This is a genomic window from Streptomyces hiroshimensis (assembly GCF_014650335.1).
Classification (GTDB): Bacteria; Actinomycetota; Actinomycetes; order Streptomycetales; family Streptomycetaceae; genus Streptomyces; species Streptomyces hiroshimensis.
Map to the genome: position 1 here is coordinate 233,191 of NZ_BMUT01000008.1, position 17,014 is coordinate 250,204.

13 protein-coding genes are annotated in these 17,014 nt (G+C 73.2%); 6 read left to right on the forward strand and 7 right to left on the reverse strand.

What is annotated here, in order from left to right; genetic code table 11:
- The first annotated feature begins 101 nt into the window (after positions 1–101).
- The 5 genes from IE241_RS19740 (at position 102) to moeZ (ending at position 5,852) form a co-directional block, all read left to right on the forward strand.
- Positions 102–1,670: a DUF3492 domain-containing protein gene (locus tag IE241_RS19740; RefSeq protein ID WP_190023108.1), complete on the forward strand. Its 1,569-nt coding sequence runs from the start codon at positions 102–104 to the stop codon at positions 1,668–1,670.
- Complete coding sequence (locus IE241_RS19745) at positions 1,667–2,770, forward strand: hypothetical protein (protein WP_190023109.1); 1,104 nt, start codon at positions 1,667–1,669, stop codon at positions 2,768–2,770. Before IE241_RS19740 ends, IE241_RS19745 begins: the two co-directional genes overlap by 4 nt.
- A 131-nt stretch (positions 2,771–2,901) precedes the next feature.
- Positions 2,902–3,816: an NAD-dependent epimerase/dehydratase family protein gene (locus IE241_RS19750; RefSeq protein ID WP_190023110.1), complete on the forward strand. Its 915-nt coding sequence runs from the start codon at positions 2,902–2,904 to the stop codon at positions 3,814–3,816.
- The gene (locus IE241_RS19755) at positions 3,813–4,586 is read left to right on the forward strand and encodes a spherulation-specific family 4 protein (protein ID WP_229899548.1); all 774 of its coding nucleotides are present in this window, start codon (positions 3,813–3,815) and stop codon (positions 4,584–4,586) included. Before IE241_RS19750 ends, IE241_RS19755 begins: the two co-directional genes overlap by 4 nt.
- 87 nt (positions 4,587–4,673) lie before the next feature.
- Positions 4,674–5,852 carry an adenylyltransferase/sulfurtransferase MoeZ gene (gene moeZ, locus IE241_RS19760; RefSeq protein WP_190023112.1) on the forward strand — a complete coding sequence of 393 codons (1,179 nt, stop codon included), beginning with the start codon at positions 4,674–4,676 and terminating at the stop codon, positions 5,850–5,852.
- Between the two features lie 57 nt (positions 5,853–5,909).
- Here moeZ and IE241_RS19765 read toward each other — a convergent pair whose 3' ends face one another.
- The 7 genes from IE241_RS19765 to IE241_RS19795 all read right to left on the reverse strand — a co-directional run bounded on the left by IE241_RS19765 (position 5,910) and on the right by IE241_RS19795 (position 16,431).
- On the reverse strand, positions 5,910–7,490 hold the full coding sequence (locus IE241_RS19765; RefSeq protein ID WP_190023113.1) for an alpha/beta hydrolase: 1,581 nt from the start codon (positions 7,488–7,490) through the stop codon (positions 5,910–5,912).
- Between the two features lie 52 nt (positions 7,491–7,542).
- Complete coding sequence (locus IE241_RS19770) at positions 7,543–8,700, reverse strand: hypothetical protein (protein ID WP_190023114.1); 1,158 nt, start codon at positions 8,698–8,700, stop codon at positions 7,543–7,545.
- A 137-nt stretch (positions 8,701–8,837) separates the two neighbouring features.
- On the reverse strand, positions 8,838–10,415 hold the full coding sequence (locus tag IE241_RS19775) for an alpha/beta hydrolase (RefSeq protein ID WP_190023224.1): 1,578 nt from the start codon (positions 10,413–10,415) through the stop codon (positions 8,838–8,840).
- A 145-nt stretch (positions 10,416–10,560) separates the two neighbouring features.
- On the reverse strand, positions 10,561–12,522 hold the full coding sequence (locus IE241_RS19780) for an ABC transporter permease (protein WP_190023115.1): 1,962 nt from the start codon (positions 12,520–12,522) through the stop codon (positions 10,561–10,563).
- Entirely contained in the window at positions 12,519–13,277 is a 759-nt protein-coding gene (modA, locus tag IE241_RS19785) for a molybdate ABC transporter substrate-binding protein (protein WP_190023116.1), read from the reverse strand. Before modA ends, IE241_RS19780 begins: the two co-directional genes overlap by 4 nt.
- Positions 13,278–13,291: 14 nt before the next feature.
- Positions 13,292–13,684, reverse strand: a complete 393-nt coding sequence (locus IE241_RS19790; protein ID WP_190023117.1) for a TOBE domain-containing protein — start codon at positions 13,682–13,684, stop codon at positions 13,292–13,294.
- A gap of 50 nt (positions 13,685–13,734) precedes the next feature.
- Positions 13,735–16,431 (reverse strand): lysylphosphatidylglycerol synthase transmembrane domain-containing protein, encoded by a 2,697-nt coding sequence (locus tag IE241_RS19795; protein WP_190023118.1) that lies wholly within the window; start codon positions 16,429–16,431, stop codon positions 13,735–13,737.
- 164 nt (positions 16,432–16,595) lie between these two features.
- On the opposite strand from IE241_RS19795, the gene IE241_RS19800 reads away from it, so the two are divergent.
- Positions 16,596–16,964 (forward strand): MGMT family protein, encoded by a 369-nt coding sequence (locus tag IE241_RS19800; RefSeq protein WP_229899518.1) that lies wholly within the window; start codon positions 16,596–16,598, stop codon positions 16,962–16,964.
- The last annotated feature ends 50 nt before the right edge of the window (positions 16,965–17,014 follow it).

A 17,014-nucleotide genomic window follows, 5' to 3' on the forward strand; every position in this document is an offset into this window, starting at 1 on the left:
TCCCCCCCGCCACGGGCGAGCCCGCATAGCGTGCTTCCGCTGCCGTTCGGCGGCCACAGGCCACAAGAGGGCGACCACAAGGGACAGACGGGGGTGCGTGCGTGCGCGTGGGACTCCTTACGGAGGGTGGGTATCCGTATGCCTCGGGTGAGGGCGGCCAGTGGTGCGACCGGCTCGTGCGGGGCCTGCCGGGGCACGACTTCGAGATCTGTGCCCTGAGCCGCCGCGCCCGGCAGGACGCCGGCGGCTGGTGCGATCTGCCGGAGCACGTCCGGCGCGTGCGGACGGCTCCCCTGTGGGGGGATCCGGCCGGGGCCGTGGGGCGCGCGCACCGCTCGTACGGGCGCCGGGAGCGGCGTCGTTTCGGCGCCTATTTCGCCGGGCTCGCCGAGGCGCTCACCGCCACCGTCGAGCCGGGCCCCGACGACCGTAAAGATCAGGCGTACCGTTTCGCCGACGCCCTGCACGGCCTCGCCGACCTCGCCCGCGACGCCGGCGGCCTCGGCTCGGCCCTCCGCTCCGAACAAGCCCTGCGCATCCTGGAGACCGCCTGCCGCACCCCCGGGTCCCACCCCGCCGCCTACGGCATCCGCGTCGCCGACCTCCTCGCCGTCACCGCCCTCCTGGAGCGGGCGCTGCGCCCCCTGTCCCTCGACTGGTACGGCACCGACGCCGACCGCGGGCTCGCCGGCGTCGATCTGTGCCACGCCACCACCGCAGGCCCCGCCGCCCTGCCGGGACTGCTGGCCAAACGCTTCTTCGGCACCCCCTTCCTCGTCACCGAGTACGAGGTGCGCCTGCGCGCCTACTACCTCAACAGCGCCGCCAGCGCCGCCGGCCTCTCCCTGCCCGTACGGACCCTGCTGTCCGCCTTCCACCGGCAGCTGACCGCCGAGATCTACGCCTGCGCCGACATCGTCACCCCCGGCGACGCCCAGGTGCGGCGTTGGCAGGAGCGCTGCGGCGCCGACCCCGCCCGGCTGCGCACCGTGCACCCCGGCCTCGACCCCGGCCCGTACGAGGCCGTGGGAGAGCGCTCCGACGCCGGCGACGGCACGGACGACGGCCTGACCGTCCTGTGGACCGGCGGCAACGCCGACCCCTTCCTGTGGGAGGCCCTCGCAGCCCTGCGCCGGACCGAGCCCGAGGCCCGGCTGCGGATCGCCGGCCCCCCGCTGCCCGGCGTCCAGCCCGCCTTCGGCGTCTCCTACGCCCCCGAGGGGCTCCCCGACACCTACGCCTCGGGCACCGTCGTCGTCCTCGCCGGGGGCGTGGAGACCTTCCCGCTGCCCCTCGTCGAGGCCATGCTCTGCGGGCGCGCCACCGTCTCGCCGGACTGCGCCGCCGTGCGCGAAGTCGTCGGCGGTACGGGCCTCGTCGTCCCGCCGCGCGACCCCGGGGCCCTCGCCGAGGGCTGCCTGGAGCTGCTGCACGACCCCGGCCGAAGAGCCAGACTCGGCGCCGCGGCCCGCGCCCGCGCCCTCGAACTCTTCACCACCGAACGGCATGTGACGGACTTCCACGGCATCTACCTCGAACTCATCTCCCGCACCCCCGTGCGCGAGAGCGCCGCCGACCCCTCCGTCCCCTTCTCCCACGCCGCGGAGGCCCGCCCTCCGATCGACCTGACACCCCGCCAGTCCTCTCCGACCTGGGCAGGGCGCCCATGACCACACCCCTGAGGGACGGCAGCGCACCGGCCGCAGCCGGCATAGCCGCCCCGCGCACCGACCCGGTGAAGGCCCTCCTCCACCGCCACCACGGCCTGTGCGCCCGCGCCGTGGACCCCTTGGAGATCGCCGCCGTCCTGGAGGACGGGGGCCTCACGGACCGCGCCGCGGCGGAGTGCCGGCACCGCGACGTCTTCTCCCTCGCCGACGAGCTCTACGCCCGCGCCGAGCGCGAGGAGCCCGCGCGGCCCGCGCCCGGCGCGCCCTGCGACCAGGCGGCGCTCGCGCATTCCGTGCGCGCCCCGTGGCGCCTCGCCGGCCTGCTCGCCGGCGCCTGGCTCGTCGCGTACGCCCTCCTCGGCGGCCCCGCCCTCGCCGCGCTGTTCTCCGGCCACCTCCCCGGACTTCTCTCCGGCGGTGCTTCCGGGGGCGTACCAGGCGCATCAGGTGTATCCGGGGTATCCGGCCACGCGAGCGGCCCGGCCCTGGTGGACGTCCTACGCGCCGCCGTCCCCGTCGCCGCCGCCCTCACCTGCGGCCTCGTCCCGGCGCTGTGGTGCGCGCGGTGGTTCACCGGGCGCGTGCGGCACGCCCTCGTCGCCAGCCGCTCCCGCGCCGAGTTCCGGGCCCGCGCCTGGCCCGTACTCCTCACGGCCGTAGGGCTGTTCACGGCCACCCTGGCCGCGCTCCTGTGGGCCGCGCGGGCAGGCCTGGGAGCCCCCGCCGCCCCGCCCGCCGAGCTCGTCGCCGTCACCGCGCTCGGCGGGCTGCTCTTCCTGGCCCGGCTGCTCACCGCCCGCGGCTTCGGGCGGAGCGCCGCCGTCGCCGTGCTGACCGCCTGCGGCGTGGAAGCGGCCGCACTCGGCGCGGCGGCGCTGGGCGCGGGGCCCCGGGGCGCGCAGCCGTTCGCCGCACCCGCCGTCGCCTGGGCGTCCGGAGCCTACGGCCCCGCCGCCATACCCCTCGTGGCCTGCGCGCTCCCCGCGCTCGCCCTCCTCGCCCACGCCCTGAGCGCGCTCTCCCGGGCCTCCGCCCACCGCTGCGGGGCGCTCGCCCCGGCCCCCGCCGACCCCGGAGAAGCCGCCGTCCGGGCCCGGTGACTGCCCGCGCGCCGCTGCCCGACCGCATCCGTCCCAGCCGCACACTCCCGCCGCACACCCCCCGTCAGAGGAGCAAGGAAGATGACCGTTCACCCCATCCGCACCGCCGGGCGAGAGCGAGGGCGCGACCGATGAGGGTTCTGTTGCTCGGTGCCAACGGATACCTCGGCCGCTACGTGGCCGACCGGCTGCTCGCCGACCCCGCCGTCCAGCTCACCGCCCTCGGCCGCGGCGACGACGCGGACGTCCGCTTCGACCTCGCCACCGGCAGCCCCGGCGCGCTCACCCGCTTCCTGAACGCCGTCCACCCCGGCGTCGTGATCAACTGCGCGGGCGCCACCCGCGGCGGCGCCCGCGACCTCACCCGCCACAACACCGTCGCCGTCGCCACCGTCTGCGAGTCGCTGCGCCGCAGCGGCTGCGGCGCCCGCCTCGTCCAGCTCGGCTGCTCCTCCGAGTACGGGCCCTCCCAGCCCGGCTCGTCCACCGCCGAGGATGCCGTCCCCCGCCCCGGAGGCCCGTACGGGGTGAGCAAGCTCGCCGCCACCGAGCTCGTCCTCGGTTCCGGCCTCGACGCCATCGTCCTGCGCGTCTTCTCGCCCGTCGGCCCCGGCACCCCCGCCGGCTCCCCCCTCGGCAGACTCGCCGACGCCCTGCGGCGCGCCATGCAGAACGGCGACAACGAGCTCAAGCTCAGCGGCCTCGGCGTCCAGCGCGACTTCGTCGACGTCCGCGACGTCGCCCGCGCCGTCCACGCCGCTTCCCTCTCCGCCGCCCAGGGCGCCGTCAACATCGGCACCGGCCGGGCGGTCCGGCTGCGCGAGGCCGCGGCCACCCTCGCCCGCGTCGCCGGCTACGGCGGATCCCTCCACGAGCTGGACGACCCCCACCTGGGCACCCCGCCCGCCTACCCCTACCCCGACGGCTGCGGCAGCTGGCAGCAGGCCGACGTCCGCACCGCCCGCGACCGGCTCGGCTGGCGCCCCCGCATCGGCCTGGAGGAGTCGCTGGCCGACATCTGGATGGAGGCCGCGTGTCGCATCTGAGCCCGCCCGGGCAGCGCCGCTCCCGCGCCGTCCGCGAGGCCCCGCTGCGCTTCGGGGTCCCGGGCTTCGCGCACCCCCTGCTCGCCCCCGCCGAATGGGGCGAACTCCTGCGCACCGACGTCCCCGTGGAGTGGGTCGTGCTCGGCAGCGGCGCCATGGCCGCCCCGGGCGGCGCCACGTCCGGGGGCCCCGGCGACCGCCCGGATCCCTATCGCGTCGCCGCCGCCGCCCGGTTGCGCGAGGCGGGCATCCGGGTCCTCGGCCACCTGGACCTGCGGTTCGGCGAGCGCCCCCTCGGCGAGGTGCTCTCCGAGGCCCAGCGCTATCTGAACTGGTACAAGGCCGACGGGTTCGCCCTCGACGCCACCCCCGCCGACCCCGCCGCCCTGCCCGGCACCCGCCGCACCGTCGCCTCCCTGCGGACGATGCTCGACCGGGCGTACGTGGTGCTCGTCCACGGGACGTACCCCTCGCCCGGCTACGCCGACCTCGCCGACCAGCTCGTCACCTTCTACGGGCCCTGGTCGGCCTACCGCTGGTCGCAGGTCGCCGAGTGGACCGCCGACTTCCCGGCGGCCCGCTTCTGCCACCTCGTGCACGGCGTCCCCCGCGCCCACCTGGACGAGGCGCTGCGCCTCGCCCGCTGGCAGGGCGCCGGCACGATCTACTTCACCGACCGGACGGACCGGGACGAAGCGGACCCCTGGGAGGTGATGCCCGGCTACTGGGACGAGATCGTCTCGCGCATCGGACCGGGTGTCTCGGAATGAGACGGCGCGTGGCAGGGTTACAGGGGAAGAACCGAACGCCGCCTGTATGTTCCCCGCGCGAGCGGGGACGCCTCCCCTGGAGACCCCGTGTCGCTGCCACCCCTGGTCGAGCCGGCTGCCGAGCTCACCGTTGACGAGGTTCGCCGGTACTCCCGCCACCTGATCATCCCCGATGTCGGTATGGACGGGCAGAAGCGCCTGAAGAACGCGAAGGTGCTCTGCGTGGGTGCCGGCGGTCTCGGTTCGCCCGCACTGATGTACCTGGCCGCCGCCGGCGTGGGCACGCTCGGCATCGTGGAGTTCGACGAGGTCGACGAGTCGAACCTGCAGCGCCAGATCATCCACAGCCAGGCGGACATCGGCCGCCCGAAGGCCGAGTCCGCGCGGGATTCGGTGCAGGGCATCAACCCGTACGTGAACGTCGTCCTGCACGAGGGCCGGCTCGAAGCCGACAACGTGATGGAGATCTTCTCCCAGTACGACCTGATCGTCGACGGTACGGACAACTTCGCCACGCGTTACCTCGTCAACGACGCCTGCGTGCTGCTGAACAAGCCGTACGTGTGGGGCTCGATCTACCGCTTCGACGGCCAGGCGTCCGTCTTCTGGAGCGAGCACGGCCCCTGCTACCGCTGCCTGTACCCCGAGCCCCCGCCGCCGGGCATGGTGCCCTCCTGCGCCGAGGGCGGCGTGCTGGGCGTGCTGTGCGCCTCGATCGGCTCCATCCAGGTCAACGAGGCGATCAAGCTGCTCGCGGGCATCGGCGAGCCGCTGGTCGGCCGTCTGATGATCTACGACGCCCTGGAGATGACCTACCGCCAGGTCAAGGTCCGCAAGGACCCCGAGTGCGCGGTCTGCGGCGAGAACCCGACCGTCACGGAGCTCATCGACTACGAGGCGTTCTGCGGCGTCGTCTCGGAGGAGGCCCAGGAGGCCGCGGCCGGCTCCACGATCACTCCCAAGCAGCTCAAGGAGTGGCTCGACGACGGCGAGAACATCGACGTCATCGACGTCCGCGAGCCGAACGAGTACGAGATCGTCTCGATCCCCGGCGCCCGGCTGATCCCGAAGAACGAGTTCCTGATGGGCACGGCCCTGCAGGACCTGCCGCAGGACAAGCGGATCGTCCTGCACTGCAAGACGGGTGTCCGGTCGGCGGAGGTGCTGGCGGTGCTCAAGGCGGCCGGGTTCGCGGACGCGGTGCACGTGGGCGGCGGTGTGATCGGCTGGGTCCACCAGGTCGAGCCGGACAAGCCGGTCTACTGAGCACACCTTCTTGTTTCTTGACAGGGGGCGACCCGCGGCAGCGGGTCGCCCCCTGCTTTACGAACAGGTCGTGCCCTGAGCCGGGGCCTTGCCGTCCAGCAGGTACGCATCGACGGTGCGGACCATGCACGCATTGCCGCTGTTGTACGCCCCGTGCCCCTCACCCTTGTACGTGACCTCCACGGCGACGTCCTTGCCCAGGCCCTCCGCCATGCGGTGCGCGCCCGCGTAAGGCGTCGCGGGGTCGCCCGTGTTGCCGATGACGACGATCGGCGCCGAACCCTGCGCGCTCACGTCGATCGTCTTCCACTTGCCCTCGACGGGCCAGCCCGTGCAGCCGAGGAGCGACCAGGCAGAGGCCTCCCCGAAGACCGGTGAGGCCGCCCGGAACTCCGCCAGGCGGCTCTTCACGTCGTCGGCCGTGTAGCGCTGCCGGGAGTCGGCGCACGAGATCGCCCGGTTGGCGGGCCCGAGGTTGCTGTAGCGGCCGTCGGAGCCGCGGCCGCTGAGGAGGTCGAAGAGCAGCAGCAGAGTGTCGCCGGTGCCCCTGTTCGTGGCCTCCTGCAGCCCCTGCGTCAGGAACTTCCAGGTGTCCTTGGAGTACAGCGCGGACGCGATGCCGTTGACGGCCTCGTCCTGCGTCAGCTTGCGGCCCTGGCGCGTCGGCAGCGGCCGTGCGTCGAGCTTCTTGAGCAGGGAGACGATCCCGTCCCGGGTGGGGCAGCGGGCGGCCTGGGCCGAGGCGGCACAGTCCTTGAGGTAGTCGTCCAGGGCGAGCTGGAAGCCCTTGGCCTGGCCGAGGTTGCCCTGCACGGGATCCTGCGTGGGATCGACCACCGCGTCGAGCACCGCGCGCCCCACGTTCCCGGGGAACGCGTGGGCGTAGACGCCGCCGAGCTCGGTGCCGTAGGAGATGCCGAAGTAGTTGAGCTTGTCGTCGCCCAGGGCGGCCCGCAGCCGGTCCATGTCGCGGGCGGCGCTCAGGGTGTCGACGTAGGGCAGGAGCTTGGCGGAGTTCTTCGCGCAGGCGTCCACGTACGCCTTGTTCGCCGCGAGGGCCGCCCGCTCCTCGTCCGCGTCGTCGGGCGTGCCGTCGATCTGGTTCGCGGCGTCGGTCTCCTTGTCGCTCAGACAGCGCACGCCCGCGCTCTCGCCCACGCCCCGCGGGTCGAAGCTGACCAGGTCGTAGCGGTCGCGCAGCTTGTCGTAGCTGGTGGCCAGGCCGGGCAGGGTGGCCACGCCGGATCCCCCGGGGCCGCCGAAGTTGAAGACGAGCGAGCCGAGGCGCCGGTCCTTGTCGCGGGCCTTGGTACGGATCAGGGCGAGCTCGATCTTCTCGCCGTCGGGCTTGGCGTAGTCCAGCGGGACGGGGAGCTTCGCGCACTCCCACGCCTTGCCGGGTGCCTTGCCGTCGCTGCCCTGCGCGGCGGTGGGTGCGGAGCACGCCGTCCAGCGCAGCGGGGCTGTGGGAGCGCTGCCGGCGCGGTCGCCCCCGGCGGCGCTCTTGGCGTCCCCGGCGGCCTGGGAGCCGCCGCTGCCGCAGCCGGTGGCGGCGAGGGCCGTCACGAGCGCGACGCCGGCGCCGAGGAGGGCGGTGGTGGCCCGAGGGGTGGTGGCCCGAGGCCGTAGGGAACTCATTCCACCGACTGTACGGAGGTGAAGGCCGCGGAGCAGCCGCCGCGTGGAGGCGTCACCCGGCGCGCAGGGGCGCACAGCCCATTTGCGCGGCGACGGCGTCCACATAGCGGGGGAAGGCCTCGCGCGGGTCGTCCAGGCGGGTGTGGGTGCGGCCGGGGCCGCTGCGCATGGTGAAGACCGTGGGCCTGCCATCGCAGTCGGCCCGGACCAGGGCTCCGGATGCGTCGATGCTGCCGTGGGCCCGCCAGCCGGGGGCCGGCGGGCGGTCGCCGGTGAGGCCGTCGAAGAGGGCCACCAGGCGGGGCCTGGCGGTGGTGGCGAAGCGGGCGGCCCAGCCCTTGGCGCCTGCTATGGCGCAGCTGTGGAAGTCGCTGTCCTCGGCGGGCCCGGTGCCGGGCCCGGTGCCGGGCCCGGACCCGGAGGCCGGGGCCGTCTTCTTGCCCAGGCCCGGGATACCGCAGTGGTCCCGTGCTGTGTCTGTGCCCGGGGCCGTGTCCGTGCCCGTTTCCGTGCTCGTGCCTGGGGCCGTGGGGGACGGCGGCTCTTTGTGCAGGCGGATCGGGGGGAGGGTCGTGCAACTCGTCGCTCTGGTCGCCTTGTTTGCTGCCCTGATCAGCAACTCTCCTGTGATGTCGGGGGAGAGGGCCATGACGCTCTTCAGCGTCACCACCGACGGGCGGCCGTCCACGTCACAGCCCTCCGGGAGCACCAGGGCTCCCGTGCCGGAGGCGGCGGCGAAACCCGGCAGGCCGTCGGGCAGGGGGACGTCGCCGCCCCCGAATAACTCGCCCAGCCACGAGCGGCGTTCGGCCGCCTCCCGCGGCCCCGTGCCCAGGCGGAGGTCCACCCGCTGCTCGTACGCGCCGGGGCCTTGGCCGCCGCGCCAGCGGAGCGAGCAGTGGCCGGTGGTCCGCCCGGGCGCGGGCGCGCTCTCGTCCGAGGTGCGGTCGTGGTCGCCGCGGCGGAACGGGGCCTCGTCCTCGGGCCAGGCGCCCCAGCAGTACGAGCGCCCGCCGAGCGGTGCGGACTGCGTCTGCCAGAGCGCGACGAGGGCGGCCACCAGCGCGGCGATGGCCAGGGCGCCGGTGACGGCCCTGGCTCTGCGGTCGGCCTGGCCGTGCCCGTGGCCGTGGTCGCCGGTGGCGTGCGGCGCCCTGAACGGCGCCTTCGGCGTCTCGTACGGCCCCTTGCGCGGCCTCTTGTCCGGCACTGTCGTCCCCCCGAACTGCGTTCGTCGTCCGCGGAACTGCTGTGCGGGCGATCGTAGTGCGAGCCACTGACATTCGACCCCGAATCCGGATCGATCATGCCTTGGGCCCGCGCAACCGGTGATATGTGCTATGTGTGCTATGAGCAGATCTTGTCTGTTTCCGGCACCGTACCGTCCAGCAGGTAGGCGTTGACTGCCCCCTTGACACAGGCATTGCCACTGTCGTAGGCGCCGTGGCCCTCGCCGCGGAAGGTCAGCACGGCGGCCACGCCCGGCCCCAGCTCCTGCGCCATCCGCTTCGCTCCCTCGTAAGGGGTCGCAGGGTCACCGGTATTGCCGACGACGAGGATCGGAGCCGAGCCCTTCGCGCTCACGTCGGGCGTCTGCCACGCGCCCTTCACCGGCCAGCCCGTGCACTGGGTGAGGCTCCAGGCCATGAAGTCCCCGAAGACGGAGGACGCCTTGCGGAACGCGGGCACGTGCTGCTCGATCTCCGCCGCGGTGTAGCGCTGGGCGAAGTCGGCGCAGGTGATGGCGTTGAGGGACGACTGCAGCGTGCTGTAACGGCCGTCCTGGCCACGGCCGTTCATGGCATCGCCGAGGGAGAGCAGGAGCCGTCCGTCGCCGTTCTCGGCGTCCTCGATGCCCTCGGTCAGGTAGTCCCAGAAGTCCTTCGAGTAGAGGGACTGGGCGATGCCGCCCGTGGCCAGGGAACGGGTCAGGTCGCGGCCCGCCGCTCCCGGGATCGGCTTCTCGGCCAGGCGCCGGAGGAGGGAGCCGATCTGGCCCTCGGTCGGGCAGTTGTCCGCCGTCTTCGTGCAGGCCTCCATGTAGTTGGTGAGCGCCAGCTGGAAGCCCTGGGCCTGGGCGAGGGCGCTCTGGACGGGGTCCGCGCCGGGGTCCACCACGCCGTCGAAGAGCGCGCGGCCCACTTTGTCCGGGAACAAGTGGGCGTAGACGCCGCCCAGTTCCGTGCCGTACGACACCCCGAAGTAGTGCAGCTTGGCGTCGCCCAGGACCTGGCGCATCAGGTCCATGTCGCGGGCGGCGTTCTCCGTGCCCACGTGGGGGAGGACCCTGCCGGATCTGCGCTCGCACGCGGCGGCGTAGGCCGTCACCCGGTCCACCAGGGCCTTCTCCTCCTGAGCGGTGGCCGGGGCGGCGTCCGCCGCGTAGTACGCGTCGAGTTGCCGGTCGTCCAGGCAGACGACACCGCTGCTGCGGCCCACGCCCCGCGGGTCGAAGCTGACCAGGTCGTAGCGGGTGCGCAGCTCCTTGTAGTCGTCGGCGAAGGCCGGGAGCGTGGTGATGCCGGAGCCGCCGGGGCCGCCGAAGTTGAAGACCAGCGAACCGATGCGGCGGGCCTGGTCCGTGGCCTTCGCCCTGATCAGGGCGATGTCGATCGTGTTGCTGTTGCTCATGGGCCTGGCGTAGTCGAGGGGTGCGTGGAGGGTCGCGCACTCCCAGTCCGGGCCCGGGGCCCTGCCCGACGACGATCCGCTCTCCGCGGTGGTGGGGGGTGGGCAGGCTTTCCAGGTCAGTTGCTGGCGGGCGGCGGCCTCTGCGTTGCCCTGCGCGTTGGCCTGCGCGCTTGCCGGTGTGGGCGCCTGTGCGTGGGTTGTCTCGCCCGGGTTCGGATTGCTTGCGCTGCCGCTGCCGCCGCTGCTTCCTGTGCAGCCTGCTGTTGTGACCGCCAGGAGTACGGCGGTGAGCATGCGCCTTGCCCGTGCGGATCTGGTCACCTGCTCATCGTCCGGGCGGGGCGGTGGGGGTGCGCGCGGGGTGGGGCGTACGGGTTACGTGGGTGGGCGGGGGTGTGGGGGTGGGCAGGGGGTGCGTGGGTGGGTGGCTACAAACCCTCTACAGGGGGACGAATGTGATCTCTGTGGCCTTGACGCTCACCCACACCGGTGTGCCTTCCGCGAGATTCAGCTCGGCTGCGGCGGCCGGGGTGATCTCCGCTACGACGTCCGGTTCGCCCGTGACGAGGATGCGCAGGCGTCCGCCGTGGGCGGTGATTTCGCGGATCGTGCCTTGCCAGACGTTGCGGGGGCTGCCTGCGGTGGGGGGCGCGGTGTGGAGGGAGACCGCCTCCGGGGCGACTACGGCCAGGCCGGTTGTCGGTTCGTGGGCGTCGGCCGTGACCAGGCTCGCTCCTTCGTCGAGGAGCAGGGTGTTCTCTGCGGTCGATTTGCCCGGCCACGCGTTGCGGCCCAGCATGCGCGCCACCCACGGGGAGCGCGGGTGGCGGGTCAGCTCCGTCGGCGTCGCGTACTGGACGGTTGCGCCGTCCTCCAGGACGAGGACGTGGTCGGCCAGGGACACCGCCTCCACGGGGTCGTGGGTGACGATGAGGCAGACGCCGGGGAAGTCCGCCAGGTGGGTGCGGAGCGTGTGGCGGACGGCGGAGCGGGCCGACTGGTCCAGAGCCGCCAGGGGCTCGTCGAGGAGCAGCAGGCGGGGGCGGGCGGCCAGGGCTCTGGCCAGGGCCACGCGCTGGGCCTGGCCGCCGCTGAGGCTCGCCGGTTTGCGGTGGGCCAGGGCGCCTACGTCCAGGCGGTCCAGCCAGTGCCGGGCCCGGCGGTGGGCCTCGGCCTTGGGGACGCCTTGGGCGCGGAGGCCGTAGGCGGTGTTGGAGAGGGCCGTGAGGTGGGGGAAGAGGGAGGTGTCCTGGGGGACCCAGGAGATGTGCCTCTTGTGCGGGGGGCGTGTGGATACGTCCGTGTTGCCGAGGGTGAGGGGGGTCGCCTCGGCTCGGTTCGTCAGGCCCAGGAGGGATCTGAGGAGCGTGGTTTTTCCCGCGCCGTTCGGGCCCACCACGGCGATGGTCGTGCCCGGGGGTGCGTTGAGGGTTGCGTTGGTCGCACCCACGACCGTGGTGCGCAGCGGGTGCGGCGTGGGGGCGGGGCCGGGGTGGTCCGGGGCCTCCGGGGCTGCATGATTTACGGCCCCCGTCAGACGTGTTGAGTCCCCCGGAACTCGCCGCAAATCACGCGTCACGCCCCTTGCCGGCCCCGGACCACCCCGTCCCCTCCCGTTCGATCGCGTCTGCAGCCAGTGGCCTCTGAGCGCTAGGAGCACTGCGGTGGCGATGAGGAGGAGTAGCAGCGATACCGCTGTCGCTCCCTGTGGGTCGTCCTGGAGGAGGAGATATACCTGCAGGGGGAGTGTTTGGGTTTCGCCTGGGAGGTTGCCCGCGAAGGTGATCGTTGCGCCGAATTCCCCCAGCGCTCTGGCCCAGCTGAGGGCCGCGCCGGCGATCAGGCCCGGGGCCACCATCGGCAGGGTGATCGTGCGGAAGACGCGCAGCGGTGCCGCTCCGAGGGATGTCGCCGTCTCCTCGTAGCGGGGGTGGAGGCCCGCCAGGGCTCCCTCCAGGCTGATCACCAGGAACGGCATCGCCACGAATGCCGATGCCACGACTGCTCCCGCCGTGGAGAAGGGCAGGGTGATGCCCATGGATTCCAGAGCGGGGCCCAGGATGCCGCGGCGGCCGTAGCCCTGCAGGAGGGCAACGCCGGCGACCGTGGGCGGCAGCACCATCGGCAGCATCACCAGGCAGCGCACCAGGGACTTGCCGCGGAACTCCACGCGTGCCAGCAGCCATGCGAGGGGCACGCCCAGGGTCAGGGAGAGCAGGAGCGCCCAGGCCGAGACCAGGAGGGACAGTCCCAGGGCCTCGGTGACCGGCTGAGAGGTGAGGCGGGACGGGAGTGTCTTCCAGGGAGTGCGGGCGAGGATGCCCGCCAGTGGCAGGAACAGGAACGCCACCGCGAGGGCGGCGGGCAGCCCGAGCGCCAGAGGCGTGCGGGCCCTGGTCACGGCTGCTGGAAGCCCGCGGTGCGCAGGAGCTTCTGGGCCTCGTCCGTGCTCAGCCACTTCACGAAGTCACCGGCCTGCTGCGCGTGCTTGGAGCCCTTGAGCGTCGCCGCGGGGTACGACGCCACCGCGTTCTGCTCGTCCGGCACCGCCACGGTGGCGACCTTGTCCTTGGTCGCGTCGGTCACGTAGACGATGCCGGCGTCGGCCTCGCCGAGGGAGACCTTGCTCAGGACGGCGCGCACGTTGGGCTCCTGGGAGACCGGCTTCACCGTGACGTGCTGCTGGTCCAGGACCTTCTTGCTGTAGCGGCCCACCGGCACCTCGGGCGCCGCCAGGACCACCTTGAGGTCGCTGCGGGAGAGGTCCGACAGGGCCTTGATGTTCTTGGGGTTGTCCTTCGCCGTGGCGATCGTCAGACGGTTCTTTGCGATGACCGTCGAGGTGTTCGTCTCGCTCTTCAGGTCCTGCATCGTCTTCGTGTCTGCCGTGACCAGTGCGTCCGCCGGTGCTCCCTGGCGTACCTGCGCTGCGAGTTCCTGCGAGCCGGCGAAGGAGAACTTGACCTTGGTGCCCGGGTGTTCCTTCTCGTAGGCCTGTCCCGCCTGCTTGAAGACGTCCGTCAGGGATGCGGCCGCCAGGACGGTGAGGGTTGTTGGGTTTTTGGCTTCGTCCGGCTTGTCGTTGCTGCCGCAGGCGGCCAGGAACGGGATGAGCAGGGTGCCTGCCAGGAGCGGCAGCGCGCGGCGAGGGTGCATCGGTCTCTCCGTGGTCAGGTGCGGTCGATGTGCACGTTGGTGGCCTTCACCCGGGCCACCGCTTCCATCCCCACCGTCAGGCCGAGCTCCTCGACCGCCTCGCGCGTGAGCAGGGAGACCAGCCGGTGCGGGCCGGCCTGGATCTCCACCTGTGCTGCGACGTCGCCGAGCTTGACGGCCGTGATGATGCCCGGGAAGGCATTGCGGGCGCTGGTGTACGCGTCCTCGCCGTCCGCCGCCTCCGCCGCGAGCGACACCGAGAACGCGGCCAGGTCGGCCCCGTCGATGTGCCGCTTGCCCGCCTCGTCGCGGCGCGTCGGTATCCGGCCCGCGTCGGCCCACCGCCGGACGGTGTCGGCGCTGACACCCAGCAGCTTGGCGGCACGGCCGATCGTGTAGGAACGCATATGCGGCACGTTATGGCTGTAGGGCTCGCATATGCAAGGTGGATGGCGGTTTAGATCGCGCCCTTGCGGGTCAGGTGCGTGAAGCTCAGCCAGCCGGGCAGTACCGGCAGCCACAGCGTCATCAGGCGGAAGAGGAGCACCGCGGGCGTGCCCTGCTCGGCCGGGAGGCCCGCCACCGTCAGCGCCGCGGTCAGTGCGAGCTCCACCGCGCCGACGCCGCCCGGCGTCGGCGCCGCCGAGCCGAGGGCGTTCGCGGTGAGATAGACCACCGCGATGCTCGCGTAGCTCAGCTCGCCGCCGAACGCGCGGATCGCGGCGTCCAGGCACAGGACGTTCGCCGCGGTCAGCAGCAGCATGCCGCCGATGCCCGAGAGCAGCTTCTGCGGGCGCTGCATGACGTCCAGCATGCGCGGGACCACGCCTGCGAACAGCGAGCGGACGCGCGTCGAGACGAACTTCCGCAGGACGGGGATCGCCGCCACGACGAGCACCAGCACCGCGGCCGTCAGCAGGCCGCCGATGACCGTGCGGGAGGGGCCGAGCGACGAGCTGCGCTCGGTGCCGGTGACGTAGCCGAAGGACAGCAGCAGCATGATGTGGCAGGCGAGGCCGAAGAGCTGTGACGCGCCGACGCTGGCCACCGCCAGGCCGGGGCGGACGCCCGAGCGCTGCAGGAAACGGGTGTTCAGCGCCACGCCGCCGACGGCCGCGGGGGCGACCAGCTTGACGAACGAGCCGGCCACCTGGGCCAGCACGGTGCGGGCGAAGCCCACCTTCTCGGGCACGAAGCCCAGCAGGCTCAGCGCCGCGGCGACGTACGTCAGCGCCTGGAAGGCCACCGCGACCGCGACCCACGCCCAGTTCGCCTTGTCGACGAGGTCGCCGAACTGCACGTGCGTGAGCTGTGACAGCAGGAAGTACGCGGCGAAGGCGCCCGCGACGAAGCTGATCAGGGTGCGCGGCTTGATGCGCTCCAGGCGTACGGGCTCTATCGGGGCCTGGGGGCGGATGAGGAGTACCTGGCGGCGGATCTGGGTCAGCAGGTCCTCTTCGCGGGCCTCTTCCAGGGCCTCGTCGATGGCCCGCTTCTCGGCCTGGCGCTCGGCCTTGAGCGCCTTGCGGCCGCTGACCTCCTCCTCGGCCGCGGCCGCCTTGGCCTCCTTGGCGGCGCTCGCCGCCTCCAGGACCTTCTCGCGCTCCCGCTGGGCCCGCTCGCGGGCGATCTGGCGCAGGGTGGCCCGGCTGGTGCGGGTGAGGGCGATGGGCTGCAGGAGCGGGAGGCTGTCGGCGACGGCGTCGGGGCCGAGGACGGCCACGCCGGTGGCCACGGCGCGCTCGGCGCCGACCCGCAGGCCGAGCGTGACGAGCAGCTGGGCGATGTCCATGCGCAGGACGAGGTCGCCGGCCGCGATCTCGCCGCCGCGCAGGTCGGTCAGCACCACGTTGCCGGAACGATCCACCAGCAGGGCGTCGCCGTCGAGCCTGCGGTGCGCGATGCGGCGCGACTGCAGGGCGTGCACCTGGCGCCACGCGCCCGCCATGAGTTCGTCGGTGATCTCCTCGGTGGGGACCTGGCCGAGGGGGCGGCCGCCGATGTGCTCGTAGACGAGCATCACGGCGTCCGGTCCCAGCTCGGAGGTGGCGATCAGCTTGGGTGCGTTGGCGCCGGCGGCGATGGCCGCGTAGGCGAGCAGGGCCTCTTGCTCCAGTGCCTGGCGCAGGGACTGCAGGCTGCGGCGCTGGGTGATGCCGCGCAGGGCCAGGCGCTGCCACACGCGATAGAAGAAGCCCTGTGCCTGTTGTTCGCGGTCGACGACCGTGACGTCCAGGGGCGGGCCGTCCTCCAGGGTGACGATGTAGCGGCGGCCCCGCTCGTGCGGCTCGGTGTCGTCGGCGCCGTCTTCGGCGCGCAGCGCGGTCACCGGCTTGAAGCCGACACGGCGCAGGCCGGACAGCAGGTGGCGGCCGGTGGGGCGAACGTTGGGGGAACCAACGGCGTAGAGCGTGCCGTAGGCGACCGTCCAGCCGATCAGGACCGTGGTGACGATCGAGAACGGTGTGGTGTAGCCGTTGACCAGGACCGCGAAGGCGTCCAGGAGGAGGACGGCCCACATGGCGACGCGCCAGCGGGGGCGGCGGGACATCCCCACGGCCGTCATATAGGCGATGACCGGTGCCAGGTAGCCGTGGACGGGGTCGGTGAAGCCGCCGGTGGGTGCGGGCTGGGTGAGGGCCGCGCGGATCGCCTCGGGGGCCGTACGGGCGACCCACAGGTCGGTGGCCAGGGAGACGCCGTGCGCGAGCACGGCGGCCAGCACGCCGTCGGCGATGCGCAGCCCGTCCCGCTTGATCAGCCGCTCGACGGCGAAGGCCACGGGCACGATGAAGATGGCGATGTTGGCCGCGAGGCCCGCGAAGCTCGCCAGCAGCTGCGGGGCGCGGCCCGTGCTCTCGCTGATGTCCCGCGCGAGACCCGTGGTGGTGCCGTGCGCGAAGGCCGCGAGGGCGAGGACGAGCGCGATGCCGACGATGCCGAGGAGGAGCCGGACCAGGTCGGCCGGGCGGTGCACGCGGGCGGGCAGCAGCGGCTCGTCACCGGCGACCCGGTCGATGTGCACACCGCCGTCCGCACAGTCGTACGCACCCGGGCGCTCCCCGGAAGCGGGCAGCGCTCGGGGGGCGCGGTCCTCCTCAGGAGGCTCCGCGCCCTGCTGCCGGTCCTTCTCGTCTTCTTGGTCTCGTATCACCTGTCACCGCCCGGAAGATGGTGGCATGGCCCCGCCGGGCGAGGGGGCATCAGGGTGCAATTCGGGGGCGCGGACTCCGGATCGTACGCCCTGTAGTGCGGTTCCGCACTCTGCGTGATCGGCGGTGTGATCGCCGGACGGGGCTGTCGGCGGGGTGCGGCACCATGGACCGGGTGAGCGAGGACGAGGAGCTTCCCGAGTACGCGGAACGTGTGCTGGCGGTCGCCGAGCAGATCCCACCCGGGCGGGTGATGACCTACGGGGACGTCGCCGAGTGGCTGGGCGAGGGCGGGCCCCGGCAGGTGGGGCGCGTCATGGCGCTCTACGGCGGCCCCGTTCCGTGGTGGCGCGTCGTCCGTGCGGACGGCGTCCTGCTGCCCGGTCACGAGCTGCGGGCCCTCGCCCGCTACCGCGAGGAGGGCACGCCCTTGCGCGAGGCGGGGCGGTCGGCCGAGGGGCACGTCCCCCGGATCGCCATGGCCCGCGCCCGCTGGGACGGCCGCAGCCCGGGGAGTGTGACTCCGCACACCTGACGGGATCCGTACACCTGACGGCATCCACCGCCCACGGCCGCCCGGCCGGG

What these genes read in the sequence shown, in the direction of transcription:
- modA (WP_190023116.1), bottom strand. Translation starts at nt 13,277, where the DNA reads ATGCACCCTCGCCGCGCGCTGCCGCTCCTGGCAGGCACCCTGCTCATC.
- IE241_RS19800 (WP_229899518.1), top strand. Translation starts at nt 16,596, where the DNA reads ATGGACCGGGTGAGCGAGGACGAGGAGCTTCCCGAGTACGCGGAACGT.
- IE241_RS19765 (WP_190023113.1), bottom strand. Translation starts at nt 7,490, where the DNA reads ATGAGTTCCCTACGGCCTCGGGCCACCACCCCTCGGGCCACCACCGCC.
- IE241_RS19745 (WP_190023109.1), top strand. Translation starts at nt 1,667, where the DNA reads ATGACCACACCCCTGAGGGACGGCAGCGCACCGGCCGCAGCCGGCATA.
- IE241_RS19775 (WP_190023224.1), bottom strand. Translation starts at nt 10,415, where the DNA reads ATGCTCACCGCCGTACTCCTGGCGGTCACAACAGCAGGCTGCACAGGA.
- IE241_RS19790 (WP_190023117.1), bottom strand. Translation starts at nt 13,684, where the DNA reads ATGCGTTCCTACACGATCGGCCGTGCCGCCAAGCTGCTGGGTGTCAGC.
- IE241_RS19750 (WP_190023110.1), top strand. Translation starts at nt 2,902, where the DNA reads ATGAGGGTTCTGTTGCTCGGTGCCAACGGATACCTCGGCCGCTACGTG.